Source organism: Marinoscillum furvescens DSM 4134 (assembly GCF_003386095.1).
GTDB classification, from domain to species: Bacteria; Bacteroidota; Bacteroidia; order Cytophagales; family Cyclobacteriaceae; genus Marinoscillum; species Marinoscillum furvescens.
This window is the reverse complement of sequence record NZ_QREG01000008.1, coordinates 83,651-108,019: the sequence shown is the minus strand read 5'-3', so window position 1 is coordinate 108,019 and position 24,369 is coordinate 83,651. Positions and strand designations below refer to the sequence as shown.

The 24,369-nt window shown below is 41.2% G+C and carries 36 protein-coding genes; all 36 read left to right on the top strand.

Features of this window, described 5'->3' with window-relative positions:
• Nucleotides 1-33: 33 nt before the first annotated feature.
• Nucleotides 34-4,338 (top strand): DNA-directed RNA polymerase subunit beta', encoded by a 4,305-nt coding sequence (gene rpoC, locus C7460_RS10355; RefSeq protein WP_115868032.1) that lies wholly within the window; start codon nt 34-36, stop codon nt 4,336-4,338.
• Between the two features lies 1 nt (nt 4,339).
• Nucleotides 4,340-4,669 carry a DUF3467 domain-containing protein gene (locus tag C7460_RS10350; RefSeq protein WP_115868031.1) on the top strand — a complete coding sequence of 110 codons (330 nt, stop codon included), beginning with the start codon at nt 4,340-4,342 and terminating at the stop codon, nt 4,667-4,669.
• Nucleotides 4,670-4,775: 106 nt separating this feature from the next.
• Nucleotides 4,776-5,156, top strand: coding sequence for a 30S ribosomal protein S12 (gene rpsL, locus C7460_RS10345; protein ID WP_068221218.1), 381 nt, complete (start codon nt 4,776-4,778; stop codon nt 5,154-5,156).
• 8 nt (nt 5,157-5,164) lie between these two features.
• On the top strand, nt 5,165-5,632 hold the full coding sequence (gene rpsG / locus C7460_RS10340; RefSeq protein WP_115868030.1) for a 30S ribosomal protein S7: 468 nt from the start codon (nt 5,165-5,167) through the stop codon (nt 5,630-5,632).
• Nucleotides 5,633-5,647: 15 nt separating this feature from the next.
• The gene (fusA, locus tag C7460_RS10335; protein WP_115868029.1) at nt 5,648-7,753 is read left to right on the top strand and encodes an elongation factor G; all 2,106 of its coding nucleotides are present in this window, start codon (nt 5,648-5,650) and stop codon (nt 7,751-7,753) included.
• Nucleotides 7,754-7,765: 12 nt separating this feature from the next.
• Nucleotides 7,766-8,071 carry a 30S ribosomal protein S10 gene (gene rpsJ, locus C7460_RS10330; protein ID WP_115868028.1) on the top strand — a complete coding sequence of 102 codons (306 nt, stop codon included), beginning with the start codon at nt 7,766-7,768 and terminating at the stop codon, nt 8,069-8,071.
• A gap of 167 nt (nt 8,072-8,238) precedes the next feature.
• Nucleotides 8,239-8,871 (top strand): 50S ribosomal protein L3, encoded by a 633-nt coding sequence (gene rplC, locus C7460_RS10325; RefSeq protein ID WP_115868027.1) that lies wholly within the window; start codon nt 8,239-8,241, stop codon nt 8,869-8,871.
• A 2-nt stretch (nt 8,872-8,873) separates the two neighbouring features.
• Nucleotides 8,874-9,500, top strand: coding sequence for a 50S ribosomal protein L4 (rplD, locus tag C7460_RS10320; protein ID WP_115868026.1), 627 nt, complete (start codon nt 8,874-8,876; stop codon nt 9,498-9,500).
• Between the two features lies 1 nt (nt 9,501).
• On the top strand, nt 9,502-9,789 hold the full coding sequence (gene rplW / locus C7460_RS10315; RefSeq protein ID WP_115868025.1) for a 50S ribosomal protein L23: 288 nt from the start codon (nt 9,502-9,504) through the stop codon (nt 9,787-9,789).
• A 12-nt stretch (nt 9,790-9,801) separates the two neighbouring features.
• Entirely contained in the window at nt 9,802-10,623 is an 822-nt protein-coding gene (gene rplB, locus C7460_RS10310; RefSeq protein ID WP_115868024.1) for a 50S ribosomal protein L2, read from the top strand.
• Entirely contained in the window at nt 10,623-10,901 is a 279-nt protein-coding gene (gene rpsS / locus C7460_RS10305; RefSeq protein ID WP_115868023.1) for a 30S ribosomal protein S19, read from the top strand. Before rplB ends, rpsS begins: the two co-directional genes overlap by 1 nt.
• A 6-nt stretch (nt 10,902-10,907) precedes the next feature.
• The gene (rplV, locus tag C7460_RS10300; protein ID WP_115868022.1) at nt 10,908-11,384 is read left to right on the top strand and encodes a 50S ribosomal protein L22; all 477 of its coding nucleotides are present in this window, start codon (nt 10,908-10,910) and stop codon (nt 11,382-11,384) included.
• Nucleotides 11,385-12,122, top strand: coding sequence for a 30S ribosomal protein S3 (rpsC, locus tag C7460_RS10295; RefSeq protein WP_115868021.1), 738 nt, complete (start codon nt 11,385-11,387; stop codon nt 12,120-12,122).
• Nucleotides 12,123-12,142: 20 nt separating this feature from the next.
• Nucleotides 12,143-12,565, top strand: coding sequence for a 50S ribosomal protein L16 (gene rplP / locus C7460_RS10290; protein ID WP_115868020.1), 423 nt, complete (start codon nt 12,143-12,145; stop codon nt 12,563-12,565).
• On the top strand, nt 12,562-12,756 hold the full coding sequence (gene rpmC / locus C7460_RS10285) for a 50S ribosomal protein L29 (protein WP_115868019.1): 195 nt from the start codon (nt 12,562-12,564) through the stop codon (nt 12,754-12,756). The genes rplP and rpmC overlap by 4 nt, the downstream gene beginning before the upstream one ends.
• A gap of 8 nt (nt 12,757-12,764) precedes the next feature.
• The gene (gene rpsQ / locus C7460_RS10280) at nt 12,765-13,019 is read left to right on the top strand and encodes a 30S ribosomal protein S17 (RefSeq protein ID WP_115868018.1); all 255 of its coding nucleotides are present in this window, start codon (nt 12,765-12,767) and stop codon (nt 13,017-13,019) included.
• Between the two features lies 1 nt (nt 13,020).
• Nucleotides 13,021-13,389 (top strand): 50S ribosomal protein L14, encoded by a 369-nt coding sequence (rplN, locus tag C7460_RS10275; protein ID WP_115868017.1) that lies wholly within the window; start codon nt 13,021-13,023, stop codon nt 13,387-13,389.
• 2 nt (nt 13,390-13,391) lie between these two features.
• Nucleotides 13,392-13,733, top strand: a complete 342-nt coding sequence (gene rplX, locus C7460_RS10270; protein ID WP_115868016.1) for a 50S ribosomal protein L24 — start codon at nt 13,392-13,394, stop codon at nt 13,731-13,733.
• Entirely contained in the window at nt 13,726-14,280 is a 555-nt protein-coding gene (gene rplE, locus C7460_RS10265; protein ID WP_115868015.1) for a 50S ribosomal protein L5, read from the top strand. Before rplX ends, rplE begins: the two co-directional genes overlap by 8 nt.
• 5 nt (nt 14,281-14,285) lie before the next feature.
• Nucleotides 14,286-14,555, top strand: a complete 270-nt coding sequence (rpsN, locus tag C7460_RS10260; protein WP_115868014.1) for a 30S ribosomal protein S14 — start codon at nt 14,286-14,288, stop codon at nt 14,553-14,555.
• Nucleotides 14,556-14,639: 84 nt separating this feature from the next.
• Complete coding sequence (rpsH, locus tag C7460_RS10255) at nt 14,640-15,038, top strand: 30S ribosomal protein S8 (RefSeq protein ID WP_115868013.1); 399 nt, start codon at nt 14,640-14,642, stop codon at nt 15,036-15,038.
• A 15-nt stretch (nt 15,039-15,053) separates the two neighbouring features.
• Entirely contained in the window at nt 15,054-15,605 is a 552-nt protein-coding gene (rplF, locus tag C7460_RS10250) for a 50S ribosomal protein L6 (protein WP_115868012.1), read from the top strand.
• A gap of 7 nt (nt 15,606-15,612) precedes the next feature.
• Nucleotides 15,613-15,960: a 50S ribosomal protein L18 gene (gene rplR, locus C7460_RS10245; RefSeq protein ID WP_115868011.1), complete on the top strand. Its 348-nt coding sequence runs from the start codon at nt 15,613-15,615 to the stop codon at nt 15,958-15,960.
• Between the two features lie 9 nt (nt 15,961-15,969).
• On the top strand, nt 15,970-16,488 hold the full coding sequence (rpsE, locus tag C7460_RS10240) for a 30S ribosomal protein S5 (protein WP_115868010.1): 519 nt from the start codon (nt 15,970-15,972) through the stop codon (nt 16,486-16,488).
• Nucleotides 16,489-16,492: 4 nt separating this feature from the next.
• Nucleotides 16,493-16,672, top strand: a complete 180-nt coding sequence (gene rpmD, locus C7460_RS10235) for a 50S ribosomal protein L30 (RefSeq protein ID WP_115868009.1) — start codon at nt 16,493-16,495, stop codon at nt 16,670-16,672.
• Nucleotide 16,673: 1 nt separating this feature from the next.
• A complete protein-coding gene (rplO, locus tag C7460_RS10230) occupies nt 16,674-17,123 on the top strand; it encodes a 50S ribosomal protein L15 (RefSeq protein WP_115868008.1) in 450 nt (149 codons plus the stop codon).
• A gap of 4 nt (nt 17,124-17,127) precedes the next feature.
• Nucleotides 17,128-18,447, top strand: a complete 1,320-nt coding sequence (gene secY, locus C7460_RS10225) for a preprotein translocase subunit SecY (protein ID WP_115868007.1) — start codon at nt 17,128-17,130, stop codon at nt 18,445-18,447.
• Nucleotides 18,447-18,665, top strand: coding sequence for a translation initiation factor IF-1 (gene infA / locus C7460_RS10220; protein ID WP_115868006.1), 219 nt, complete (start codon nt 18,447-18,449; stop codon nt 18,663-18,665). The genes secY and infA overlap by 1 nt, the downstream gene beginning before the upstream one ends.
• A 6-nt stretch (nt 18,666-18,671) precedes the next feature.
• Nucleotides 18,672-18,788: a type B 50S ribosomal protein L36 gene (gene ykgO, locus C7460_RS10215; RefSeq protein ID WP_009053196.1), complete on the top strand. Its 117-nt coding sequence runs from the start codon at nt 18,672-18,674 to the stop codon at nt 18,786-18,788.
• Nucleotides 18,789-18,791: 3 nt separating this feature from the next.
• Nucleotides 18,792-19,169, top strand: coding sequence for a 30S ribosomal protein S13 (gene rpsM / locus C7460_RS10210; RefSeq protein ID WP_115868005.1), 378 nt, complete (start codon nt 18,792-18,794; stop codon nt 19,167-19,169).
• Nucleotides 19,170-19,177: 8 nt separating this feature from the next.
• Nucleotides 19,178-19,570 carry a 30S ribosomal protein S11 gene (gene rpsK, locus C7460_RS10205; protein ID WP_115868004.1) on the top strand — a complete coding sequence of 131 codons (393 nt, stop codon included), beginning with the start codon at nt 19,178-19,180 and terminating at the stop codon, nt 19,568-19,570.
• 21 nt (nt 19,571-19,591) lie between these two features.
• Nucleotides 19,592-20,194, top strand: a complete 603-nt coding sequence (gene rpsD, locus C7460_RS10200) for a 30S ribosomal protein S4 (protein ID WP_115868003.1) — start codon at nt 19,592-19,594, stop codon at nt 20,192-20,194.
• Between the two features lie 27 nt (nt 20,195-20,221).
• The gene (locus C7460_RS10195; protein ID WP_115868002.1) at nt 20,222-21,211 is read left to right on the top strand and encodes a DNA-directed RNA polymerase subunit alpha; all 990 of its coding nucleotides are present in this window, start codon (nt 20,222-20,224) and stop codon (nt 21,209-21,211) included.
• Nucleotides 21,211-21,786 (top strand): 50S ribosomal protein L17, encoded by a 576-nt coding sequence (rplQ, locus tag C7460_RS10190; protein ID WP_115868001.1) that lies wholly within the window; start codon nt 21,211-21,213, stop codon nt 21,784-21,786. The genes C7460_RS10195 and rplQ overlap by 1 nt, the downstream gene beginning before the upstream one ends.
• A gap of 96 nt (nt 21,787-21,882) precedes the next feature.
• Nucleotides 21,883-22,992, top strand: coding sequence for a glutamine-hydrolyzing carbamoyl-phosphate synthase small subunit (gene carA / locus C7460_RS10185; protein ID WP_115868000.1), 1,110 nt, complete (start codon nt 21,883-21,885; stop codon nt 22,990-22,992).
• Nucleotides 22,989-24,269 carry a phosphopyruvate hydratase gene (gene eno / locus C7460_RS10180; RefSeq protein WP_115867999.1) on the top strand — a complete coding sequence of 427 codons (1,281 nt, stop codon included), beginning with the start codon at nt 22,989-22,991 and terminating at the stop codon, nt 24,267-24,269. Before carA ends, eno begins: the two co-directional genes overlap by 4 nt.
• Nucleotides 24,270-24,369 lie beyond the last annotated feature (100 nt).

Sequence of the window (24,369 nt, the reverse complement as noted above, 5' to 3'; positions counted from 1 at the left end):
TAACGGAAGGGGCTTTACATAGATCATTTAATTATGGCATTCAGAAAAAATAAAAAACTGACTAACGACTTTTCCAAAGTTACGATTAGCTTGGCTTCACCTGAGTCTATTCTCGAGAGCTCTCATGGTGAAGTTACTCAGCCTGAAACCATCAACTACAGAACATACAAACCTGAGATGGGTGGATTGTTTTGTGAGCGGATCTTCGGTCCGGTGAAAGACTGGGAATGTCATTGCGGAAAATATAAAAGAATACGCTACAAAGGAATTATATGTGACCGATGTGGTGTGGAAGTAACTGAAAAGAAAGTACGTAGAGAGCGTATGGGCCACATCGAATTGGTGGTTCCTGTAGCGCACATCTGGTATTTCAGATCACTTCCTAACAAAATAGGTTACCTCCTTGGTTTGCCAACCAAAAAGTTGGACCAAATCATTTACTACGAACGCTACGTGGTAATTCAGGCAGGTATCAAAGAAGAAGACGGTATCAATCAAATGGACTTCCTCACAGAAGAGGAATACCTGGATATACTTGACAAGTTGCCTCGTGAAAACCAGATGCTTGACGATGATGACCCGCAGAAATTCATCGCCAAAATGGGTGCTGAGGCATTGGAAATGCTACTTTCAAGAACTAAACTTGATGAGCTTTCTTACGAGTTACGTCATCAGGCGGCTACTGACACATCTCAACAGCGTAAGGCTGAGGCACTCAAGCGATTGAGAGTGGTTGAAGCATTTAGAGATGCCAAAACGCGTATCGAAAACAAACCTGAGTGGATGATCATTAAAATGGTCCCTGTTATTCCACCAGAACTTCGTCCGTTGGTTCCTCTTGATGGTGGTCGATTTGCTACATCTGATTTGAACGACCTCTATCGTCGAGTGATTATCAGAAACAATCGTCTTAAAAGACTAATAGATATTAAAGCACCGGAAGTAATCCTTCGAAATGAAAAAAGGATGCTTCAGGAGGCTGTTGACTCGTTGTTTGACAACTCGCGAAAAGTCAATGCTGTAAGGTCAGATGGTAATAGAGCTTTGAAATCTTTGAGTGATATGCTGAAAGGTAAGCAAGGTCGATTCCGTCAAAACCTTCTTGGTAAACGTGTTGATTATTCAGGTCGTTCGGTAATCGTTGTAGGCCCTGAGCTGAAAATGCACGAATGTGGTTTGCCAAAAGATATGGCTGCTGAGCTTTTCAAGCCATTTATCATTCGTAAACTCATCGAACGAGGAATTGTAAAGACGGTAAAGTCAGCGAAAAAAATCGTTGACCGTAAAGATCCTGTAGTTTGGGATATATTGGAAAATGTACTGAAAGGACATCCAGTACTGCTCAACCGGGCTCCTACGCTTCACAGACTAGGTATTCAGGCATTCCAGCCAAAACTGATTGAAGGCAAAGCCATTCAGCTGCATCCATTAGTATGTACGGCATTCAACGCCGATTTCGATGGTGATCAGATGGCTGTTCACGTACCTTTAGGTCATGAGGCAATTTTGGAGGCGTCACTCTTGATGCTTTCAACTCACAATATCCTTAACCCTGCGAATGGTGCGCCAATTGCTGTACCATCTCAGGATATGGTATTGGGTCTTTACTATATCACAAAAGGACGTAGAAGCACACCGGAAAAGCCTGTTCCAGGTGAAGGTCTGACCTTCTACAATGCCGAGGAAGTAGTAATTGCCCTTAACGAAGAGAAAATCTCTCAACACGCCTATATCAAAGTGAGAACGAAAGTTCGTAATGAGAAAGGTGAGCTCGAGACTAAGATAATTGAGACCGTTGCAGGACGAGTATTGTTCAACCAGCACGTCCCTGAGGCCGTTGGTTTCGTGGATGAGTTGCTTACTAAGAAGAAGCTCCAAAAGATCATCTCTAATGTATTCAAAATCACAGGAATGGCTACCACAGCGCACTTCCTGGATGACATCAAAGAGCTTGGTTTCCAAATGGCCTACAAAGGTGGTCTTTCAATGGGTCTTGACAATATTCAGATTCCTGAGGAAAAAGAAGGCCTAGTAGCTCAGGCGAAAGAAGAGGTAGAGGGCGTATGGAACAACTACCTGATGGGTCTGATCACAGACAATGAGCGTTACAACCAGGTGATTGATATCTGGACACGTACCAATACATTGTTGACCAACACCCTGATGCAACAACTAGAGGAAGATGATCAAGGCTTCAACTCTATCTATATGATGATGCACTCTGGTGCACGAGGTTCTCGTGAGCAGATTCGTCAACTTGGTGGAATGAGAGGTTTGATGGCTAAGCCTCAAAAGAATCTTCAGGGTAGTGTAGGTGAAATTATCGAAAACCCGATTCTTTCCAACTTTAAAGAAGGACTAGATGTCATCGAGTACTTTATCTCTACACACGGTGCACGAAAAGGTCTTGCAGATACAGCACTAAAAACTGCAGATGCAGGATACTTGACCCGTCGATTGGTAGATGTGGCTCAGGATATGGTTGTTAATGAAGAGGATTGTGGCACACTTCGTGGACTGAGAGTGCAAGCACTTAAGGATAATGAAGAAGTTGTTGAGTCACTTTCTGAGCGTATCCTCGGTAGAGTCTCTGTTCATGACATTCATGATCCTATTTCAGAAGAATTGATCGTTGAAGCAGGAACAGAAATCACTGAAGAATTAGCTGAACGTATCGAGGAAACAAGTATCGAAGAAGTAGAAATTCGTTCGGTACTCACTTGTGAAACCAAGCAGGGAGCTTGTGGTAAATGTTACGGACGTAACCTTGCTACTGGACGCATGGCACACATGGGTGAGTCTGTAGGTGTAATCGCTGCTCAGTCAATTGGTGAGCCGGGTACTCAGCTGACTCTCCGTACATTCCACGTAGGGGGTACTGCTTCTAACATCGCAGTTGATGCAAACATCAAAGCGAAGTTTGACGGTGTAATTGAGTACGATGAGCTTCGTACTGTAAATGCCGAAGATGAAGACGGTAATAAAATCAAGAAAGTGATGGGCCGTTCAGGTGAAATCCGAATTCTTGATCCAAAGAAAGAACGCATACTAATTACCAACCATGTACCATATGGTGCGGTACTAAAAGTTGAAGACGGGCAAAAAATTGCCAAAGGTGATGAAATCTGTAGCTGGGATCCGTACAACGCAGTGATCATGGCTGAATTTGACGGAAAAGCTGAGTTTGACTCCATCATTGAGGGGGTTACTTTCAAAGAAGAGTCTGATGAACAGACTGGTCACAGAGAGAAAGTTATCATAGACACCAAGGATAAGACGAAAAACCCTGCAGTAGTTGTTGCGGGTAAAGATGACACCAAAGGATATAACATTCCAGTAGGTGCTCACCTTGCTGTTGATGAAGGAGATCCAATTAAAGCAGGACAAGTTCTTGCTAAGATTCCAAGATCTACAGGTAAGTCTAGAGATATTACAGGGGGTCTGCCAAGGGTAACAGAACTCTTCGAAGCTAGAAACCCTTCTAATCCTGCGGTAGTAAGTGAGATAGATGGTGTAGTAACCTACGGAGGAATCAAACGTGGTAATCGTGAAATTTTCATCGAATCTAAGGATGGAGTGAAAAAACGATACCTGGTGCCTTTGTCTAAACACATCCTGGTTCAGGATAATGACTTTATTAGAGCTGGAGATGCCCTATCTGATGGAGCCATTACACCTGCTGATATATTGTCTATCAAAGGACCTACAGCAGTTCAGGAATATCTGGTAAATGAAATCCAGGAAGTATACCGTCTGCAAGGGGTGAAGATCAATGACAAGCACATTGAAGTGATCGTTAGGCAGATGATGCAGAAAGTGTTAATTCTTGATGCTGGAGACACAAGCTTCCTTACCAATCAAACAGTTGATCGTTTTGCCTTCATGGAAGAAAACGACAACATTCTGGATAAGAAAGTGGTCACTGATCCGGGTGATTCTGAGACTCTAAAAGCTGGTCAGATTATCACTACCAGAAAGCTGAGAGATGAGAATTCTAACCTGAAAAGACGTGACATGAAACTCGTTCAGGTAAGAAATGCTGAAGCAGCAGTATCTAGACCTATCCTTCAGGGGATTACACAAGCATCTTTGGGTACCGAAAGCTTTATTTCGGCTGCTTCCTTCCAGGAAACGACCAAAGTGTTGAGTGAAGCTTCTATCCGAGGAAAAGCTGATTACCTGTCTGGCTTGAAAGAAAATGTGATTGTTGGGCACCTGATTCCAGCTGGAACCGGAAACCGAAATTTCCAGAACCATATCGTAACCTCTAATGAAGATTACGAGAATCTGGTTGCGGCAAAAGAACAGTTTGAACGATCTAAAGAATTAGAATCTTAGGATGGATCAGAAAGACGACAATCAGGAAAATAAGTCAAATCAAATCAACATTGAGTTGTCTGAGGAGACGGCAGAGGGAGTTTATGCAAACCTTGCAATGATTGCACACTCTAGTAGTGAGTTTGTTATTGACTTCATCCGTCTAATGCCAGGAGTACCCAAGGCTAAGGTGAAATCTAGAGTGGTTATCACTCCAGAACATGCCAAAAGGCTTCTTAAAGCACTAGAAGACAACATCAATAAGTTTGAAAATACTTACGGAGAAATCAAAAGTGTTGATGAAGCTCCGAAATTTCCAATGAATTTTGGAGGTACCATGGGAGAGGCATAAAAATCTCCCATGATATTTCCTAATTAGATTGTGATATAAAATCAATATTTCTATCTTTGCGTCCCGATTTGTCGGGACCGATATTTGAATAATAAGTAAAAGCATAATGCCAACTATTCAGCAATTAGTAAGAAAAGGCAGAAAGAAGCTGACTTCTAAGTCAAAATCTCCGGCTCTGGATTCTTGTCCACAGCGCAGAGGAGTATGTACAAGAGTATATACTACCACGCCTAAGAAGCCAAACTCTGCCATGAGAAAAGTAGCCAGAGTGAGACTCACCAATGGTAAAGAAGTGAACGCATACATCCCTGGTGAAGGTCACAACCTTCAGGAGCACTCTATTGTGTTGATCAGAGGTGGTCGTGTGAAAGATCTTCCTGGTGTGCGTTATCACATCATTCGTGGTGCACTGGATACTGCCGGAGTAAATGGCAGACTGCAACGACGATCGAAATACGGAGCTAAAAGGCCAAAGGATAAAAAGTAATCTGAGAAATGAGAAAAGCTAAGCCAAAGAAAAGATACATCCTTCCTGATCCTATTTATCAGGATACATTGGTTACAAAGTTTGTAAACAACCTGATGTTGAGAGGCAAAAAGAGTATTGCTTATACAGTATTCTACGGTGCCATCAAATTGGTAGAGGACAAGACTGGAGAAAATGGTCTTGAAACATGGAAAACTGCATTGAATAATGTTTGTCCTGCAGTAGAGGTGAAAAGTCGTCGTGTTGGCGGTGCTACCTTTCAGGTTCCTGTTGAAGTAAGACCTGAGCGTAAGCTTTCATTAGGGATCAAATGGATGATCAAGTATGCTCGTCTTAGAGGCGAAAAGACTATGATGGAACGTTTGGCAGGCGAAATCATGGCTGCTGCGAAAGGAGAAGGCGCTTCTATCAAGAAGAAGGACGATACACATCGTATGGCTGAAGCCAACAAAGCATTTTCTCATTTCAGATTCTAAAAAACAAAATCACTAATGGCTAGAGATTTAAAGTACACCAGAAATATAGGTATCGCTGCTCATATCGATGCGGGTAAAACCACAACCACTGAGCGTATTCTTTTTTATTCTGGGGTAAACCACAAAATCGGAGAAGTTCACGATGGTGGTGCTACCATGGACTGGATGGAGCAAGAGCAAGAAAGAGGTATTACCATTACTTCTGCTGCTACCACTGTGTTCTGGAAATACAAAGAACAAGAGTATCATATCAATATCATTGATACTCCTGGTCACGTTGACTTTACAGTGGAAGTGAACCGTTCATTGCGTGTGCTTGATGGTTTGGTATTCTTGTTTAGTGCTGTTGATGGTGTAGAACCGCAGTCAGAAACTAACTGGAGACTTGCTGACAACTATAAAGTGGCTCGTATCGGGTTTGTAAATAAGATGGACCGTCAAGGTGCTGATTTCCTTAATGTGTGTAAGCAGGTAAAGGAAATGTTAGGTACCAAAGCAGTGCCTCTACAATTACCAATTGGAGCTGAAGAAAACTTTAAAGGTGTTGTGGATCTCGTTTCTAACATCGCTATGGTGTGGAACGAAGATGATTTCGGAATGACATGGGAAGAGATTCCTATTCCGGAAGACATGCAAGATGAAGTAAATGAATACAGAGAACATTTGCTTGAATCTGTAGCCGAGTACGATGAAACTCTATTAGAAAAATATTTCGAAGACCCTGAGTCAATTACAGAAGCTGAGATCATCGCAGCTCTCAGAGCAGCTACTATAGATTTGGCTTTTGTGCCAATGACATGTGGTACCGCGTTCAAAAACAAGGGTGTTCAGACCATGCTCAACTATGTGATGGAATTGCTTCCTTCACCTCTGGATAGAGATAACATCGTGGGTACTGACCCTGATACCGAAGATAAAATTACTAGAAAGCCATCTCCTGAGGATCCATTCTCAGCACTTGCTTTTAAGATCGCTACAGATCCTTTCGTAGGAAGATTGTGCTTCGTAAGATCATATTCTGGAATGCTTGATTCTGGTTCATATGTTTATAATATGAGAACTCAGAAGAAAGAACGTATTTCACGTATTTTCCAGATGCATGCCAATAAACAAAACCAAATTGATAGCCTTCATTGTGGAGATATTGGTGCGGTTGTTGGATTCAAAGACATTAAGACGGGAGATACACTTTGCGATGAAAATGGCAAAATTGTACTGGAGTCAATGGTGTTCCCTGATCCGGTTATTGGTTATGCAATCGAGCCTAAAACACAGGCAGATGTAGATAAGCTTGGAATGGCTATCTCTAAACTTGTGGAAGAGGATCCTACCTTGCAGGTTGAAACAGATCATGACACTGGACAAACCATTCTTCGAGGTATGGGTGAGCTTCACCTGGACATTATCATTGATCGACTTAAGCGTGAGTTTAAAGTAGAGATCAATCAGGGTGCACCTCAGGTCGCATACAAAGAAGCTGTGAACAGTTCTGTTGAACACAAAGAGGTTTACAAGAAGCAGTCAGGTGGTCGAGGTAAATTCGCAGATATTGTCTTCGAACTCGGGCCAGTTGATGAAGATTTCGAAGGTGAAGGCTTGCAGTTTGTCAATCAAATTGTAGGTGGTGTAATTCCTAAAGAGTTTATCCCTGCGATCGAGAAGGGATTCAAAGATGCCATGAAAAATGGTCCTTTGGCTGGATTCCCTATTGATTCCTTGAAAGTAAGATTGTTCCATGGATCATTCCACGATGTGGATTCCGATGCACTATCTTTCGAATTGGCTGCTAAGATGGGATTCAAGGCTGCTGCTGCTAAAGCTAAGCCTGCATTGCTAGAGCCAATCATGGCGGTAGATGTTGTGACTCCTGATGAATATACCGGATCAATCACTGGTGACCTTAACAGAAGAAGAGGAATCATGAAAGGTATGGATACCAAAGGTACCTCTACTGTAGTGAAAGGTGATGTGCCTTTGAGTGAGCTATTTGGATATGTAACTGATCTTCGTACTATGAGTTCTGGTAGAGCTACTGCTTCACTGACGTTCTCACATTATGATCAGGTTCCTAATAACCTGGCTGAGACGGTTATTGCTAAAACAAAAGGAGAAGCGGTTTAATAATTATAGATCATGAACCAAAAAATTAGAATCAAACTTAAATCTTACGACCATAATCTGGTAGACAAGTCATCAGAGAAGATCGTTAGAGCTGTAAAAACCACTGGAGCAGTAGTAAGTGGACCTATTCCGTTACCTACTGTAAAAGAGAAGTTCACAGTGCTGCGTTCACCACACGTGAACAAAAAGTCAAGAGAGCAATTTCAGCTTTGCACATACAAAAGACTGGTAGATATCTACTCTAATAGTGCAAAAACTGTTGATGCGCTTATGAAGTTAGAACTTCCAAGTGGCGTTGATGTAGAGATCAAGGTATAACTACCTGATACATAAATATAAAAGAACCAATAGCACCTGCTATTTGGTTCTTTTTTTATGTTAAAAAGTAAACTAAATCTTTTGTTCGGATTAAGTAATTGCTATCTTTGCAGTCCTTTTTACGAAAAGTTTATCCGGAAACGGGAAAAGAATAAATATTAAGCAAAATGCCTGGAATAATTGGTAGAAAAATAGGGATGACTAGTGTATACAATGAGGAGGGTAAAAATATGGCCTGTACTCTCATTGAAGCTGGTCCTTGTGTGGTTACACAAGTAAAAGATAAAGAGTCTGATGGCTATCGAGCTGTCCAGTTAGCTTATGGTGAGCGTAAAGAAAAGAACACACCTAAAGCATTGAAAGGACATTTTGCAAAAGCTAAGACTACCCCTAAAAGCAAGATTGTTGAATTCCGTGATTTCAGAGAGGAATTTGAAGATAAGGTGAAGTTGGGTAATTCTATTTCCCTGGATGATGTATTCGTAGAGCAAGACTTTGTTGATGTTATAGGTACTTCAAAAGGTAAGGGCTTCCAGGGTGTGGTTAAACGTCACGGTTTTGGTGGTGTTGGTCAGGCTACACATGGTCAGCACAATAGGCTGAGAGCTCCCGGAGCTATCGGTGCTTGTTCGTTTCCTTCACGAGTTTTCAAGGGCTTGAAAATGGCTGGAAGAACTGGTGGAGAGCGAGTGAAAGTGATCAACCTGAAAGTGGTGAAGATCTACTCTGATAAAAACCTGGTATTGGTAAATGGTCCAGTTCCTGGCGCGAAAAATTCTTACGTAATTCTAGAAAAATAACAATGAAACTTTCAGTTTTCAATATCAAAGGAGAAGAGACCGGTAGAGAGGTTAGCCTTGACGAGAAAGTTTTCGGTATAGAGCCTAATGAGCATGCTGTATATCTGGAAGTGAAGCAATTTCTTGCTAACAAAAGACAGGGTACGCACAAGGTTAAGACCAGAAATGAAGTAACTGGTTCTACGAAGAAAATCAAGAAACAAAAGGGTACAGGTACAGCTAGAGCTGGTAGTATCAAGTCTCCAATCTTCAGAGGTGGAGGAACCATGTTTGGACCGGAACCTAGAGATTACAGTTTCAAGCTGAATAAAAAGATGAAGCAATTGGCAAAGAAGTCAGCGCTTTCATCAAAGCTTAAAGACAAGCAGATTAAGGTTCTTGAAGACTTCAAATTGGATGCACCTAAGACTAAGGATTTTGTGCAAATTCTTGAAAGTCTTAAACTATCTGATAAGAAATCGTTGATCATTTTCGCTGAAGGTAATCAGAACGTTTACTTGTCTTCTAGAAATATACAAAACACAAAAATCTCTACTGCTGATGAGATTAGCACTTACGATTTGGTAAATGCTGATGAATTAGTACTGATAGAAGGTTCTGTAGAGTTGATCCAAAAAAGATTGAACTAAGATGGGAGTATTGATAAAACCATTGGTAACAGAAAAGGCCTCTGCACTAAATGAGCATGGCAAGTATGGCTTTGTTGTAGATAAGAAAGCCAATAAAGTGCAAATCAAAAAAGAGGTAGAGAAGGTATATGGCGTCACTGTGGAAAGTGTACGCACCATGATTCAACCGGGAAAAAGCAAAAGCAGATATACAAAATCCGGTGTGATTGATGGTAATACGCCTTCATATAAGAAAGCTATTGTTCAAGTAGCTGAGGGTGATATTATTGATTTTTATAGCGGAATATAAAAAAGCAGATAGATGGCTGTTAAGAAATTAAGACCGGTTACCCCCGGACAGAGATACAGAATTGCTCCCGTTTTCGATAAGATTACGAAGAGCACACCTGAGAAGTCTCTTTTGACCAGTAAAGGTAAAAAGGGAGGAAGAAATAATCAGGGACGTATGACTATCCGAAATGTAGGTGGTGGTCACAAACAAAAAATTCGTATCATTGATTTTGCTCGTGATAAGCACGGTATTCCTGCTACAGTAAAATCTATCGAGTATGATCCAGGAAGAACTGCTCGCATTGCATTGCTTAATTATGCAGACGGTGAGAAGCGCTACATTTTGGCACCTGCAAACCTTGAAGTAGGTACTGAGATCATCAGCGGACCTGGTGTAGCTCCAGAAGTAGGAAATGCACTTCCTCTATCTGATATTCCTTTGGGTACAATCATTCACAATATTGAGTTGAAACCTGGTAAGGGTGGAGCTATGACTCGTAGTGCTGGAGCTTATGCACAGCTAGTAGCGAGAGAAGGCAAATACTCAACAGTGAAGTTGCCATCTGGAGAAATGCGAATGGTACTTAACACCTGTTATGCAACTATTGGTACTGTATCTAACAACGATCACATGAACGTTCGTTTGGGTAAAGCCGGTAGAAATAGATGGAAAGGTAGAAGACCAAGAGTTCGTGGTGTAGTAATGAACCCTGTAGATCACCCGATGGGTGGTGGTGAAGGTAGATCATCTGGTGGTCACCCACGTTCACGAAACGGTCTATATGCTAAAGGTCAAAAGACCCGTAAGCCAAATAAATATTCTGATAAGCTGATTATAACGAAGAGAAAATAATGGCAAGATCACTAAAAAAGGGACCTTACATAGATTTCAGACTTGAGAAGAAGGTGGATGCCATGACTGAGTCTGGAAAAAAGTCAGTAATTAAAACATGGTCACGTAGATCCATGATTTCCCCAGACTTTGTAGGTCATACATTCGCAGTACACAATGGGAATAAATTTATTCCGGTTTTTGTAACTGAAAACATGGTGGGTCACAAACTTGGTGAATTTGCACCTACAAGGAACTTTAGAGGGCACATTGCCAAAAAAGATAAAGGTAAACGATAATAAAAGATGGAAACTGCAGAAAAGAAACTGAAAAAATCAGTCAGGATTCGTCTTCAGAAAGAAGCGATCAAAAAGCATAAAGAGGAAAACTCAGGTAAACTCGGTGCGGTAAAAGCTTCTTTGAGAAATGTGCCTACTGCTCCTCGTAAAATGAGACTTGTTGCTGATATGATCAGAGGTCAGAGAGTAAATCTTGCTTTGAACATCCTGAAATTTGACAACAAGCATGCTTCTAAAACAATGGAGAAGCTTTTGATGACTGCCATTGCTGATTGGCAAGCTCAGAATGAAGATGTTAGCATTGAAGATGCTGATTTGGTAGTGAAAGAAGTATTCGTGGATGGAGGTAGAATCCTTAAACGTCTACGTCCTGCACCTCAAGGTCGCGCACATAGAATAAGAAAGCGTTCCAATCATATTACGATTACCGTAGCGGACGCTAATGAAAATAAAGTTCAGTCTGAAGAAAAAGAAAGTAAATAAATGGGACAGAAGGTAAATCCAGTAGGTCTTAGACTCGGAATCGTTAAAGGTTGGGATTCAGCCTGGTTCGGCGGAAAGGATTTCTCCGACAAAATTGTCGAAGACCAAAAAATCCGTGAATATATCAGTGCCCGTATACCTAAAGGTGGTATTTCAAGAGTAGTGATAGAGCGTACTCTGAAGCGTATCACTTTGACCATCCATACTGCACGTCCCGGTGTAGTTATTGGTAAGGGAGGTTCTGAAGTTGATAAGATCAAAGAGGAGTTGAAAAAACTCACTGGTAAAGATCTTCAGATTAACATTTTTGAAATTAAAAGACCTGAATTGGATGCCCGCCTTGTAGGTGAATCCATTGCTCAGCAGCTTCAGGCTAGAATTTCTTACCGTCGTGCAATGAAACAAGCTATTGCATCTGCAATGCGAGTTGGTGCGCAGGGTATTAAAATAAAAGTATCAGGGCGTCTCGGTGGAGCTGAAATGGCGAGATCAGAGCAGTATAAAGAAGGTAGAATTCCTTTGCATACTTTAAGAGCTGATATCGATTATGCTATTTCTGAGGCCAATACGGTTTACGGTAAAATAGGTATAAAAGTGTGGATCTTCAAAGGTGAGGTATTTGGCAAAAGAGATCTTTCACCTAATGTAGGACAGTCTGGAGGAAATGGCCCTGGACAAGGTGGCCCACGAAGAAGAAGAGGGGGCGAAGGTCCTAAGAGAAGACGTGATCGCAAATAATCTCATTAACGCTATTTGAAATGTTACAGCCAAAGAGAACAAAATTTAGAAAGAGACAAAAAGGAAGAGTTAAAGGTATAGCTCAAAGAGGTCATAGATTGGCATTCGGAAACTTTGGTATCAAAGCTATGGAGCCAGGATGGATCACTTCCAGACAAATTGAAGCTTCCCGTATCGCTGTAACAAGAGCGATGAAGAGAGAAGGTCAGGTTTGGATTAGAATTTTCCCAGACAAGCCTGTGACTAAGAAACCTGCTGAGGTACGGATGGGTAAGGGTAAAGGTGCTCCTGAATATTGGGTAGCAGTTGTTAAACCTGGTACTATCTTATTTGAGGCATCTGGAGTAACGTCTGATAGAGCTAAAGAAGCTCTGAGATTGGCGAGCCAAAAGCTTCCTATTAAAACCAAATTTGTTGTAAGACGAGATTATACAGGAGAATGAAAAGTTCAGAATTAAAAGGATTGAGCCTGGACGAGTTGAAGTCTAAACTCGAAGCAGAAAAGGACAACTACGGTAAGTTAAAGTTCGCTCATAGCATTACTCCTATCGAGAATCCTATGAAGATCAGAGAATCTCGACGATTGGTTGCGAAGATTCAGACCGAAATCAGAGCCAAAGAATTAAGTAAATAAACGCATCGATGGAAAGAAATTTGCGAAAAGAGCGTATCGGACAAGTAGTCAGCAATAAAATGCAGAAGACTATTACCATCGCGGTGAATCGAAAAATGAAACACCCAATGTATGGTAAGTTTATCCGAAAAACGACAAAGTTTACTGCTCATGACGAAAACAATGAATGCAATATCGGAGATACGGTACGCATCATGGAAACTCGTCCGCTGAGTAAGAACAAAAGGTGGAGATTAGTTGAAATAATCGAACGAGCTAAGTAAGATGATACAGCAGGAATCAAGGCTAAACGTAGCAGATAATAGTGGAGCAAAGGAAGTTCTTTGTATCCGAGTATTGGGTGGTACTAAGAAGCGCTACGCTTCTGTAGGAGATACCATTGTTGTAACAGTGAAGTCAGCACTTTCTTCAAGTAGTCTTAAGAAAGGAACTGTATCTAAAGCTGTGATCGTTCGCACTAAGAAGGAAGTTAGAAGAAAAGATGGTTCTTATATCCGATTTGAAGATAATGCCGCTGTTCTTCTAAATACTAACGACGAGCCAAGAGGTACCCGTATTTTTGGTCCTGTTGCTCGAGAGCTTAGAGAGCGTCAGTTTATGAGAATTGTGTCACTAGCACCTGAAGTACTTTAAAGATGAGCAATCACGAGACAAATAAATTTCACATACGTAAAGGCGATACCGTCCAGGTAATTGCTGGAAACGATAAGGGTAAAACAGGCAAAGTCCTTGAGATTGTTGCCGATAAATACCGTGCCATCGTAGAAGGAGCTAATGTGGTTACAAAACATGTTAAGCCTTCTGCTACAAACCCTGAAGGTGGGAGAGAGCAAACTGAGGCTTCTATCCATATGAGTAATCTTAAGCTTGTGGATCCTGCATCTGGTGAAGCAACAAGAGTTGCACGTAAGCTGAATGATGACGGGAAATTACAGAGGTATTCAAAGAAAACCGGAGAATTTATCACGAATGGCTAGACCAAGACTAAAAGAAAAATATTTGGCAGAAATTGCTCCTGCGCTAAAGGAGAAATTCCAGTACAAGTCTGTAATGGAAGTGCCTAAATTGGTGAAAATTTCTGTTAACAAGGGTATCGGTGCTGCAGTAGCAGACAAGAAACTCGTAGACGTAGGAGTAGAAGAGCTTACTACCATTACTGGTCAAAAAGCTGTGCCTACTAAAGCTAAAAATTCTATCTCCAATTTCAAGTTGAGAGAAGGAATGCCAATTGGCGCTAGAGTTACACTTCGTGGTGATAAAATGTACGAATTTCTGGATCGTCTGATGACGGTAGCACTTCCTCGGGTACGTGACTTTAGAGGGATTAAAGAAAAAGGATTCGATGGTAGAGGTAACTATAGCCTTGGTATCGAAGAACAAATCATCTTCCCTGAAATTTCAATAGAAAAGGTATCTAAGATTTCAGGTATGGATATCACATTTGTTACCACAGCAACAACTGACGAAGAGAGTCTTGCACTTCTGAAAGCATTCGGTATGCCGTTTGTTTCAGGTAAAAAATAATTGATATGGCAAAGGAATCAATCAAAGCTAGAGAGCGTAAAAGAGAAAAATTGGTGGCAAGATATGCTGAAAAAAGAGCAGCATTGAAAGCGGCAGGCGACTATGACGCACTGGACAAGTTACCAAGAAACTCTTCACCAGTACGTTTGCACAATCGTTGTAAGCTTACAGGTAGACCTAAGGGTTACATGAGAAAATTCGGTATATCTAGGGTTACTTTCCGAGAAATGGCGAATGAGGGTAAAATACCTGGAGTAACTAAAGCGAGCTGGTAATCTTTATTTCATCTCAGCTTAGATATTTAAAAATTTTCATTAATTTTGCACCCCGTTTTCGGGGTATTTAATTGTATAAAGATAATGGTAACAGATCCGATAGCAGATTTCCTTACAAGGATCAGAAATGCGATAAAAGCAAATCATCGTATTTTAGAGATTCCTGCTTCTAATTTGAAGAAGGAGATGACTAAGGTATTGCATGACAAAGGCTTCATCCAGAACTATAAGTTTGAGGATGACAGCAAGCAGGGTATAATCAAGATTGCCTTGAAATATAACCCTCAGACAAAACAGTCTGCAATTACTTCTTTGGAAAGAATTAGTAAGCCTGGGTTGAGAAAGTACGCTGATGCTGATAACCTTCCTCGTGTATTGAACGGGTTGGGGATTGCGATCTTGTCTACTTCGAAAGGCGTGATTTCTGATAAGGAAGCTAGAAAAGAGCATGTCGGAGGCGAAGTGCTGTGTTACGTATACTAATAAATTGATTCTGAAATGTCAAGGATAGGCAAAGCACCCATATCATTACCATCAGGAGTTTCACTTTCAGTGGACAAAACCGTGGTGACTGTAAAAGGACCAAAAGGGGAATTGAAACAAGAGATTCACCCTGATATTAAAGTAAGTGTAGAAGGAGATACTGTGACTTGCGAGCGCCCTACAGAACAAAAGCGTCACAAAGCGATGCACGGTCTTTACAGATCACTTATCTCTAACATGGTGTTAGGAGTGAGTGAAGGCTACAAAAAAGAATTGGAGCTAGTAGGGGTAGGTTATAAAGCTACTGCTCAGGGTAAGGTTTTGGAGCTCAACCTTGGCTATTCACATAGTATATATTTTGCAGTACCAGAGGAGATTTCTATTGCAGCTGAAACTGCAAAAGGGCAAAATCCTAAAGTGACTATCGAAGGTATTGACAAGCAATTAGTTGGTCAGGTAGCTGCTAAGTTGAAGTCACTCAGAAAAGTTGAGCCTTACAAAGGAAAAGGTATTAGATTCCTGGGTGAGCAAGTACGTAGAAAAGCTGGTAAAACTGCTGCTAAATAATTGAAAAATGGCTGTAACTAAATTACAACGACGTAAGCGAATCAAACTTGGGATTCGAAGAAAAATATCAGGGACGAGTACACGTCCTAGAGTTTCAGTATTCCGTAGCAATAAAGCAATTTATGCTCAAGTGATTGATGATATCAAAGGAGTGACTCTCGCGGCAGTATCATCTTATGAACTGGGTAAAGAGAAAAATAATGTAGAGGTCTCTAAGGAAGTAGGTCAAAAACTTGCCGAGAAGGCAAAAGCTGCAGGCATTGAGTCTGTTATTTTTGACCGAAACGGATACCCGTACCACGGTAAAGTTAAAGCCCTTGCAGAAGGTGCTAGAGAAGGAGGCCTTAAATTTTAAGATATCATTATGTCACAGAGTAATATAAAAGCCGTAAAAGCCAGCGAAATTGACCTTAAAGAAAAGGTTGTTGCGATAAAGCGTGTGGCTAAAGTTGTAAAAGGTGGTAGAAGATTTAGTTTCTCAGCCATTGTAGTAGTGGGTGATGGTAATGGTGTAGTTGGTTACGGTTTGGGTAAAGCCAACGAAGTAACTGATGCAATTACTAAAGGTGTAGATGATGCTAAAAAGAACCTGGTAAGAGTACCAATGTTCAAATCTACAGTGCCTCACGAAGCTATCGGTAAGTTTGGCGGTGGCCTGGTGTTACTCAAACCTGCGTCTCCTGGTACGGGAGTTATCGCTGGTGGTGCCATGCGTGCAGTATTAGAGAGTGCTGGTATTCACGATGTACTTGCAAAGTCAAAAGGATCTTCTAATCCACATAACGTGGTGAAGGCAACTTTTGACGCTTTGAATCGCATGAGAGATCCTTATGCGGTAGCTAAGCAAAGAGGTGTTGCACTTGATAAAGTATTCAACGGTTAGAGAGATGGCAAAAGTATTAATCACACAGACCAGAAGTACCATTAAAAGAACTCAACGTCAAACGAAGACTATTCAGGCGTTAGGTTTAGGTAAGATCAACAAAAGCGTTGAAAAGGAATTAACTCCTCAAATCGCAGGTATGATCAATAAGGTTCAGCATTTAATCGAAGTAAAAGAACTTTAAGATGAGACTACAATCATTAAAACCTGCACAAGGTTCTACAAAAAATAGAAAACGCATAGCTAGAGGTCAAGGTTCAGGTAAAGGCGGAACAGCTACACGTGGACATAAGGGAGCTCAGTCTCGTTCAGGTTACTCTAAGAAAGTTGGTTTCGAAGGTGGTCAAATGCCTTTGCAGCGTAGAGTTCCTAAGTTTGGATTCAAAAACAACAATAAAGTTGTGATGAAGCCAATCAACCTTGACGACCTACAAGCTTTAAGTGAGGCCAAAAAACTTACCGAGATCACTCCTGAAGTACTACGTGAAAATGGAATGATCGGTAAGGGTGATGTAGTGAAAGTATTGGGTAGAGGTGAATTGAAGGCCAAGTTGACAGTAAAGGCGCATAAATTTTCTAAAACCGCACAAGAGGCTATCGAAAAAGCTGGTGGTTCTGCATCTGTAGAAGAGTAACCTAATGAAAAAGTTTATACAAACGATAAAGAATATTTTCTCCATAGAGGAGCTCAGGGTAAGAATCCTAAACACCATAGGATTCCTTATCATTTTTAGATTGGGTTCTTTTGTGGTACTCCCAGGAGTAGATCCCTCCCAGTTGACACAAGACGCGGGGGGTATTTTTGGTTTACTCAATACGTTTTTGGGAGGAGCTTTTAGTCGAGCATCTGTTTTTGGTTTAGGTATCATGCCCTATATCTCTGCATCCATTGTGTTGCAATTGATGACCGTGGCAGTTCCATATTTCCAAAAGCTTCAAAAAGAGGGTGATAGCGGTCGTAAGAAGATCAATCAAATCACTCGTGTGCTCACTATCTTTATCTGTTTGGCACAATCTATAGGTTATCTCACGGCAACCATTCCGGCCGAAGCTATCATATTAGAGAATCAAGTCTTGTTTCAGGTTTCATCAATGGTGATTCTGACTGCTGGTACGATATTCTGCATGTGGTTAGGAGAGAAAATTACTGATAAGGGTATTGGCAACGGAATTTCAATGCTCATTATGATTGGCATTATTTCTCGATTCCCTGGAAGTATTGTAGCTGAGGCAATGTCTAGAGGCATGAGTCAGGCGCTGATCTTAATTCTGGAGTTGGTAGCATTGTTCCTAGTAGTAATGGCTACAGTGGCATTGGTGCAAGCGGTACGAAGAATACCTGTGCAGTACGCAAAACAAGTGGTAGGCAATAAGGTGTACGGTGGCCAAAGACAATACATTCCATTGAAGGTCAACTCATCAGGAGTGATGCCTATTATCTTTGCACAGAGTTTAATGTTTTTACCTGCATTGTTGGCAGGTATCTGGAGCGAAGAAAGTGATATAGCCCAGTACATTGGTACTACCTTCTCAGATATTCAATCATGGCAGTACAACTTGTTGTTTGCTGTGTTGATTATACTTTTCACTTTTTTCTATACTGCTATTACGATTAACCCTAATCAAATAGCTGACGACATGAAGAGAAACGGCGGTTTTGTGCCTGGTATCAAACCAGGAAAACAAACAGCTGAATTCATAGATACTGTACTAACGCGCATTACACTCCCTGGATCTGTATTCTTGGCAGTGATAGCGATACTACCTGCTTTTGCAATGATGGCGGGGGTTAGTACTGGATTCGCCCAGTTTTACGGTGGCACTTCTTTACTTATTATGGTAGGGGTGATACTAGATACCCTTCAGCAAATCGAGAGCTACTTGCTCATGAGACATTATGAAGGTATGATGAAATCTGGTCGTGTAAAAGGAAGAACTCAAAATACTGCAGTAGCGTAATGGCAAAGCAATCATCCATAGAACAGGACGGAACTATTGTTGAAGCATTATCGAATGCAATGTTCAGAGTAGAATTGGAGAACGGTCATCAGGTAGTGGCCCATATCTCAGGTAAAATGCGTATGAACTACATCAAGATTTTACCAGGAGATAAGGTGAAGCTGGAGATGTCTCCATATGATTTGACAAAAGGAAGAATAGTATATCGCTATAAATAAGAAATCATGAAAGTTAAAGCATCCATAAAGAAGCGAAGCGCTGATTGCAAAGTGATCCGAAGAAAAGGAAAGCTTTACGTGATCAACAAAAAGAACCCTAAGTTTAAACAAAGACAAGGATAAGAAATGGCTAGAATTGCAGGCGTTGATATACCCGATAACAAGAGAGGTGAGATAGCTCTTACCTATATATTCGGAATTGGTAGAAGCTCAGCTCAGAGCATTCTGGCTCAGGCTGGTGTTGATCCTAATAAGAAAGTTCAAGACTGGAACGATGACGAATCGGGTGCGATTCGGACCATCATCAGTGAACAGTTCAAAGTAGAGGGTGTATTGAAATCAGAAGTTCAGCTCAACATCAAACGTTTGTTGGACATTGGATGCTATAGAGGTCTAAGACACCGTAAAGGTCTACCTGTAAGAGGTCAAAAGACTAAAAATAACGCACGTACACGTAAGGGTAAGCGTAAGACTGTAGCGAATAAGAAGAAAGCGACTAAGTAATCATAGAGATGGCGCAAAAGAGAAAAGATAAGGCTAAAAAGAGAGTAGTAGCTGTTGATGCTCAGGGACAGGCCCACATCCAGGCTACATTTAACAACATCATTATTTCCATGACAAATGCTACAGGACAAGTGATTTCTTGGGCATCTGCTGGAAAGATGGGTTTCAAAGGCTCCAAAAAGAATACTCCTTACGCTGCTCAGGTAGCTGCACAGGATTGTGCTTCTAAAGCATACGAGCAGGGCCTTCGTAAAGTGGAAGTGTTTGTAAAAGGACCAGGTGCAGGACGTGAGTCTGCTATCAGAAGCATTCAGAATTCTGGTATCGAGGTTACGGTAATTAAAGACGTGACTCCACTACCACATAATGGATGTCGTCCTCCAAAAAGAAGAAGAGTTTAATAGTTAAATACTGGATAAAAAATGGCAAGATATACAGGGCCTAAGACTAAGATATCTAGGAAATTCGGAGAACCTATCTTCGGATCTAGCAAAGCATTGCAGAAAAAGAACTATCCTCCGGGACAGCACGGAAGAGGTAGAAGAAGAAAGCAATCTGAATATGCCTTGCAGCTTGCAGAAAAGCAAAAAGCAAAATATACCTACGGTGTGTTGGAGCGTCAATTCTCGAATATTTTTGAGAAAGCTTCAAGAAGAAGTGGTATTACAGGAGAGATCCTATTGCAATTGCTAGAAGCAAGACTGGATAACACAGTATACAGACTAGGAATTGCTCCTACAAGAAGAGCTGCGCGACAGCTGGTAGGTCATAAGCATATCACTGTAAATGGTGAAATCGTAAATATCCCTTCTTACACGTTGAAGGAAAATGACCTGATCGGTGTAAGAGAAAAATCAAAATCTCTAGAGGCAATTACAGATAGTTTGGCTTCTAATGCTAAACGTTTTTCTTGGCTAGAGTGGGATTCTACAAACATGGTAGGCAAATTCCTTAACGCTCCAAACAGGGACGAGATTCCTGAGAACATCAAGGAGCAGCTTATAGTCGAATTGTACTCTAAGTAAGATTTTAACAACCCTAAAGAAAACAATATGTCAATTCTAGCATTTCAAATGCCGGAGAAAGTGGTGATGGAGAAGGCGGATGATTTTCACGGCCTGTTTACCTTCAAGCCACTAGAAAAGGGCTACGGTGTTACCGTTGGTAATGCACTAAGAAGAATTCTACTTTCATCGCTTGAAGGTTATGCAATCACTGCGATGAAGATTCCTGGTGTATTGCACGAGTTTTCCACTATTGAAGGGGTAGTAGAAGATGTTAGCGAAATCATCTTGAACCTGAAAATGGTTCGTTTTAAGAAGATTGCAGATGTAGTGGACAATACCATTACTATTCCTGTGAGCAATACACGTCAGTTTACTGCTGGCGATATTGCTAAAGCTACAAATTCATTCGAAATTTTGAATCCGGAATTAGTAATCTGTAACCTTGATGAGAAAGCTCAGTTTGAGCTTGAGATCAACGTAGAGAAGGGTAGAGGTTACGTTACTGCAGAGGAAAACAAACCTGCGGATCAAAACTTCGGTTACATTGCCATTGATTCTATTTTCACGCCAATTAAGAATGTGAAATATAGCGTGGAAAATACCAGGGTAGAGCAAAAAACGGATTATGAGCAATTGATCATCGATATTGAGACTGATGGCTCTATCCACCCTGAAAACGCATTGAAAGGTGCAGCGAATATCCTGATCAAACACTTCATGTTGTTCTCAGATCAGAATATGATCCTCGAATCACAAGAACAAGGTGAGCCAGAGCAAGTAGATGAAGAGCTTCTACACATGCGCAAGCTCTTGAAAACTTCTTTGAACGATCTGGATCTTTCTGTAAGAGCTTACAATTGCTTGAAAGCAGCAGATGTAAGAACACTCGGTGATTTGGTTACACTAGAGATTTCTGACATGATGAAATTCAGAAACTTTGGAAAGAAATCACTTGCTGAACTAGAGCAGTTAGTAGCTGACAAAGGATTGACATTTGGAATGGATCTTTCGAAATATAAATTGGAAGAAGAATAATGAGACACGGTAAGAAATTTAATCATCTTGGAAGAACAGCATCTCATAGAAAGGCGATGTTGTCAAATATGGCTTCTTCCTTGATCCTTCACAAGAGAATCAACACTACAGTAGCCAAAGCGAAAGCACTTAGAAAGTATATAGAGCCTTTGATCACACGATCAAAGACGGATACTACGCACTCTCGAAGAATGGCTTTCTCATACCTGCAAGACAAAGAGACTGTAAAGGAGTTGTTTGGTCCTGTAGCAGAGAAGGTAGCTTCTAGACCTGGAGGATATACAAGAATCATCAAAACAGGTATTCGTCTTGGAGATAATGCTGAGATGTGCATGATGGAGCTTGTAGATTTCAATGAACTACTTCTTCAAGATGGTGATGCTGGTAAAGCTAAAACTACAAGAAGATCGCGTAGAGGATCTAAAAAGAAAACTGAGGCTAAGGAAACTACTGCTGTTGAAGAAACAGCGGCAGCTTCTGAAGCGGCTGAGGAGACTAAAGCTCCTGAAGCTGAGGCCAAGTCAGATGACACTGAAACCAAAGAGGATTCGGAAGATTCTAAAAAGAGTGAATAATTATTTTACTATAGATATTAAAAAGGGGTTAGATGTTGGTCTAATCCCTTTTTTTATGTCTTATTTCTGATAGATATTTTCTTATTTTTGCAAGCCATGAAGCAACCGGAAAGAAAAAAAGCCATACTGTTATTAGAAGACGGATCCGTCTTCGAGGGGTATTCCATAGGTAAACAAGGCACCTCTGGAGGAGAGATATGTTTTAATACTGGTATGACTGGATACCAGGAGATTTACACTGATCCATCGTACACAGGACAAATCATCGTCAATACCACTGCACATATAGGAAACTATGGTGTGCATGAGGATGAAGATGAATCTGCGAGCCCTACGATCAAAGGTATTGTCGTAAATGATTTTACCTATCAGTTTAGTAGAAACACTGCAACTGAAGGTTTGAATGAGTATTTGGAGCGTCATAATACTGTAGGGATCTCTGGTTTGGATACGCGTAAAATCGTACGTCATATTCGCACAAAGGGAGCAATGAACGCTATCATTTCGTCTGAAATTTTTGATATTGACGAGTTGAAGGCGGAATTGGAAAAAGTGCCAAGTATGGAGTCGTTGGAGCTGTCTAGCCAGGTGACTACTAAAGAAGCTTATGAGCTGGGTAGTGACAACACCGGCTTGAGGGTAGCAGTGATCGATTATGGTATCAAACGCTCTATTCTGCAAAATTTTGTGAAGAGAAACTGTCAGGTGAAAGTTTTTCCTGCTAAAACTGCTCTGTCCGATATTGAGGCCTGGAAACCTGACGGATACTTTTTGTCTAATGGCCCTGGTGATCCGGCAGCCATGGATTATGCCGTAGATAGTGTGAAAGAGCTACTGAATAATAATAAGCCACTTTTTGGCATTTGCCTCGGAAACCAACTTCTGGCAAGGGCAGTTGGGATCGATACCTTTAAGATGCACCATGGGCACCGAGGACTAAACCACCCTGTTAAGAATTTGAAAACAGGCAAAAGTGAAATCACTTCTCAGAATCATGGATTTTCTGTGGATATGGACTCACTGAAAAACAACAAAGCAGCAGAACTTACCCATCTTGATTTGAATGATAATACTGTGGAAGGATTGCGGCTGGTAGACAAGCCAGCTTTTTCTGTGCAGTATCACCCGGAATCATCCCCAGGACCCCATGATTCCACTTACTTATTTGACGACTTTATACAACTAATCAAAGATCAGAAATCATGAGTATTATCGAAAGTGTACATGCAAGACAAATATTAGACTCGCGTGGAAACCCTACCATCGAAGTAGATGTAATCACTGAAAACGGATTCTTAGGACGGGCTGCTGTCCCTTCTGGAGCGTCTACAGGTGAAAACGAAGCTGTCGAGCTTAGAGATGGTGATAAATCAAAGTACCTGGGTAAGGGTGTTTTGAAAGCAGTAGAAAACGTAAATGAGGTTATTGCTCCTGAAGTGATCGGACATTCTGTATTTGAGCAGAAGAGCATTGATGAAGTAATGATCGAGCTGGATGGTACTGAGAATAAATCTAAGCTAGGTGCTAACGCCATACTGGGAGTATCATTGGCCGTAGCCAAAGCCGCAGCTGAAGAGGCTGGGCAGCCTTTGTTTAGATATTTAGGTGGTGTAAATGCACACGTATTGCCTGTACCGATGATGAACATCATCAATGGTGGATCGCACTCCGATGCGCCTATCGCATTCCAGGAGTTTATGATTCGCCCATTAGGTGCTCCTACCTTTAGCGAAGCACTAAGAATGGGCGCTGAAGTATTTCATAGCCTGAAAAGCATCATTAAAGAGAAAGGGCTTAGCACCGCAGTAGGTGATGAAGGTGGTTTTGCACCTAATTTCTCAGGAGGTACTGAAGAGGCACTTGATAGTGTACTTAAGGCAATTGATAAGGCTGGCTACAAAGCTGGATCTGATATCACGATTGCTATGGACTGTGCTTCTTCTGAGTTTTATGAAGAAGGCAAGTACAACTATGCAAAGTTTGAAGGTGAGGGTGGTCAAGTAAGAAGCCGTGAAGAACAAGTGGCATACCTTGCTGAGCTCGTAGAAAAATACCCTATTGACAGTATCGAAGATGGCTGTGATGAAAACGATTGGGAAGGCTGGAAGCTTCTAACTGAGAAGATTGGTGATAAGTGCCAGCTTGTAGGAGATGACCTACTAGTAACCAATGTGAAGTTTTTAGAGAAAGGTATCAAAGAGAATGCAGCAAACTCTATCCTTATAAAAGTAAATCAGATAGGAACGCTTTCAGAAACCTTTGCAGCTATCGAAATGGCTCACAAGGCTGGCTGGACAGCTGTGGTATCTCACAGGTCTGGTGAAACTGAGGACAACACAATCGCAGATATTTCTGTGGCCTTGAATACTGGTCAGATCAAAACTGGATCACTTTCCAGATCTGATAGAATGGCGAAGTATAATCAATTACTTAGAATAGAAGAAATACTGGCTGAAAGCGCTGTATATCCTTCTTCCAAGTAAGAAAATACATACAAATCTGATGAAAGCCGGAGCAATTTGTTCCGGCTTTTGTTGTTTTTAGCAACCTTTGCAATAGGATAGCCGTCAGGTAAAATGATGT

What these genes read in the sequence shown, in the direction of transcription:
- rplO (WP_115868008.1), top strand. Translation starts at nt 16,674, where the DNA reads ATGAGACTACAATCATTAAAACCTGCACAAGGTTCTACAAAAAATAGA.
- rpsH (WP_115868013.1), top strand. Translation starts at nt 14,640, where the DNA reads ATGGTAACAGATCCGATAGCAGATTTCCTTACAAGGATCAGAAATGCG.
- rpsC (WP_115868021.1), top strand. Translation starts at nt 11,385, where the DNA reads ATGGGACAGAAGGTAAATCCAGTAGGTCTTAGACTCGGAATCGTTAAA.
- rplP (WP_115868020.1), top strand. Translation starts at nt 12,143, where the DNA reads ATGTTACAGCCAAAGAGAACAAAATTTAGAAAGAGACAAAAAGGAAGA.
- rplV (WP_115868022.1), top strand. Translation starts at nt 10,908, where the DNA reads ATGGAAACTGCAGAAAAGAAACTGAAAAAATCAGTCAGGATTCGTCTT.
- rplB (WP_115868024.1), top strand. Translation starts at nt 9,802, where the DNA reads ATGGCTGTTAAGAAATTAAGACCGGTTACCCCCGGACAGAGATACAGA.
- rplC (WP_115868027.1), top strand. Translation starts at nt 8,239, where the DNA reads ATGCCTGGAATAATTGGTAGAAAAATAGGGATGACTAGTGTATACAAT.
- rpsM (WP_115868005.1), top strand. Translation starts at nt 18,792, where the DNA reads ATGGCTAGAATTGCAGGCGTTGATATACCCGATAACAAGAGAGGTGAG.
- secY (WP_115868007.1), top strand. Translation starts at nt 17,128, where the DNA reads ATGAAAAAGTTTATACAAACGATAAAGAATATTTTCTCCATAGAGGAG.
- rplF (WP_115868012.1), top strand. Translation starts at nt 15,054, where the DNA reads ATGTCAAGGATAGGCAAAGCACCCATATCATTACCATCAGGAGTTTCA.
- rpsN (WP_115868014.1), top strand. Translation starts at nt 14,286, where the DNA reads ATGGCAAAGGAATCAATCAAAGCTAGAGAGCGTAAAAGAGAAAAATTG.
- C7460_RS10195 (WP_115868002.1), top strand. Translation starts at nt 20,222, where the DNA reads ATGTCAATTCTAGCATTTCAAATGCCGGAGAAAGTGGTGATGGAGAAG.
- fusA (WP_115868029.1), top strand. Translation starts at nt 5,648, where the DNA reads ATGGCTAGAGATTTAAAGTACACCAGAAATATAGGTATCGCTGCTCAT.
- rpoC (WP_115868032.1), top strand. Translation starts at nt 34, where the DNA reads ATGGCATTCAGAAAAAATAAAAAACTGACTAACGACTTTTCCAAAGTT.
- rpmD (WP_115868009.1), top strand. Translation starts at nt 16,493, where the DNA reads ATGGCAAAAGTATTAATCACACAGACCAGAAGTACCATTAAAAGAACT.
- rpsQ (WP_115868018.1), top strand. Translation starts at nt 12,765, where the DNA reads ATGGAAAGAAATTTGCGAAAAGAGCGTATCGGACAAGTAGTCAGCAAT.
- infA (WP_115868006.1), top strand. Translation starts at nt 18,447, where the DNA reads ATGGCAAAGCAATCATCCATAGAACAGGACGGAACTATTGTTGAAGCA.
- rpsE (WP_115868010.1), top strand. Translation starts at nt 15,970, where the DNA reads ATGTCACAGAGTAATATAAAAGCCGTAAAAGCCAGCGAAATTGACCTT.
- rplN (WP_115868017.1), top strand. Translation starts at nt 13,021, where the DNA reads ATGATACAGCAGGAATCAAGGCTAAACGTAGCAGATAATAGTGGAGCA.
- eno (WP_115867999.1), top strand. Translation starts at nt 22,989, where the DNA reads ATGAGTATTATCGAAAGTGTACATGCAAGACAAATATTAGACTCGCGT.
- carA (WP_115868000.1), top strand. Translation starts at nt 21,883, where the DNA reads ATGAAGCAACCGGAAAGAAAAAAAGCCATACTGTTATTAGAAGACGGA.
- rplD (WP_115868026.1), top strand. Translation starts at nt 8,874, where the DNA reads ATGAAACTTTCAGTTTTCAATATCAAAGGAGAAGAGACCGGTAGAGAG.
- rplQ (WP_115868001.1), top strand. Translation starts at nt 21,211, where the DNA reads ATGAGACACGGTAAGAAATTTAATCATCTTGGAAGAACAGCATCTCAT.
- rpsK (WP_115868004.1), top strand. Translation starts at nt 19,178, where the DNA reads ATGGCGCAAAAGAGAAAAGATAAGGCTAAAAAGAGAGTAGTAGCTGTT.
- rplR (WP_115868011.1), top strand. Translation starts at nt 15,613, where the DNA reads ATGGCTGTAACTAAATTACAACGACGTAAGCGAATCAAACTTGGGATT.
- rplW (WP_115868025.1), top strand. Translation starts at nt 9,502, where the DNA reads ATGGGAGTATTGATAAAACCATTGGTAACAGAAAAGGCCTCTGCACTA.
- ykgO (WP_009053196.1), top strand. Translation starts at nt 18,672, where the DNA reads ATGAAAGTTAAAGCATCCATAAAGAAGCGAAGCGCTGATTGCAAAGTG.
- rpsL (WP_068221218.1), top strand. Translation starts at nt 4,776, where the DNA reads ATGCCAACTATTCAGCAATTAGTAAGAAAAGGCAGAAAGAAGCTGACT.
- rpsJ (WP_115868028.1), top strand. Translation starts at nt 7,766, where the DNA reads ATGAACCAAAAAATTAGAATCAAACTTAAATCTTACGACCATAATCTG.
- rpsS (WP_115868023.1), top strand. Translation starts at nt 10,623, where the DNA reads ATGGCAAGATCACTAAAAAAGGGACCTTACATAGATTTCAGACTTGAG.
- rplE (WP_115868015.1), top strand. Translation starts at nt 13,726, where the DNA reads ATGGCTAGACCAAGACTAAAAGAAAAATATTTGGCAGAAATTGCTCCT.
- rpsG (WP_115868030.1), top strand. Translation starts at nt 5,165, where the DNA reads ATGAGAAAAGCTAAGCCAAAGAAAAGATACATCCTTCCTGATCCTATT.
- rplX (WP_115868016.1), top strand. Translation starts at nt 13,392, where the DNA reads ATGAGCAATCACGAGACAAATAAATTTCACATACGTAAAGGCGATACC.
- rpmC (WP_115868019.1), top strand. Translation starts at nt 12,562, where the DNA reads ATGAAAAGTTCAGAATTAAAAGGATTGAGCCTGGACGAGTTGAAGTCT.
- rpsD (WP_115868003.1), top strand. Translation starts at nt 19,592, where the DNA reads ATGGCAAGATATACAGGGCCTAAGACTAAGATATCTAGGAAATTCGGA.
- C7460_RS10350 (WP_115868031.1), top strand. Translation starts at nt 4,340, where the DNA reads ATGGATCAGAAAGACGACAATCAGGAAAATAAGTCAAATCAAATCAAC.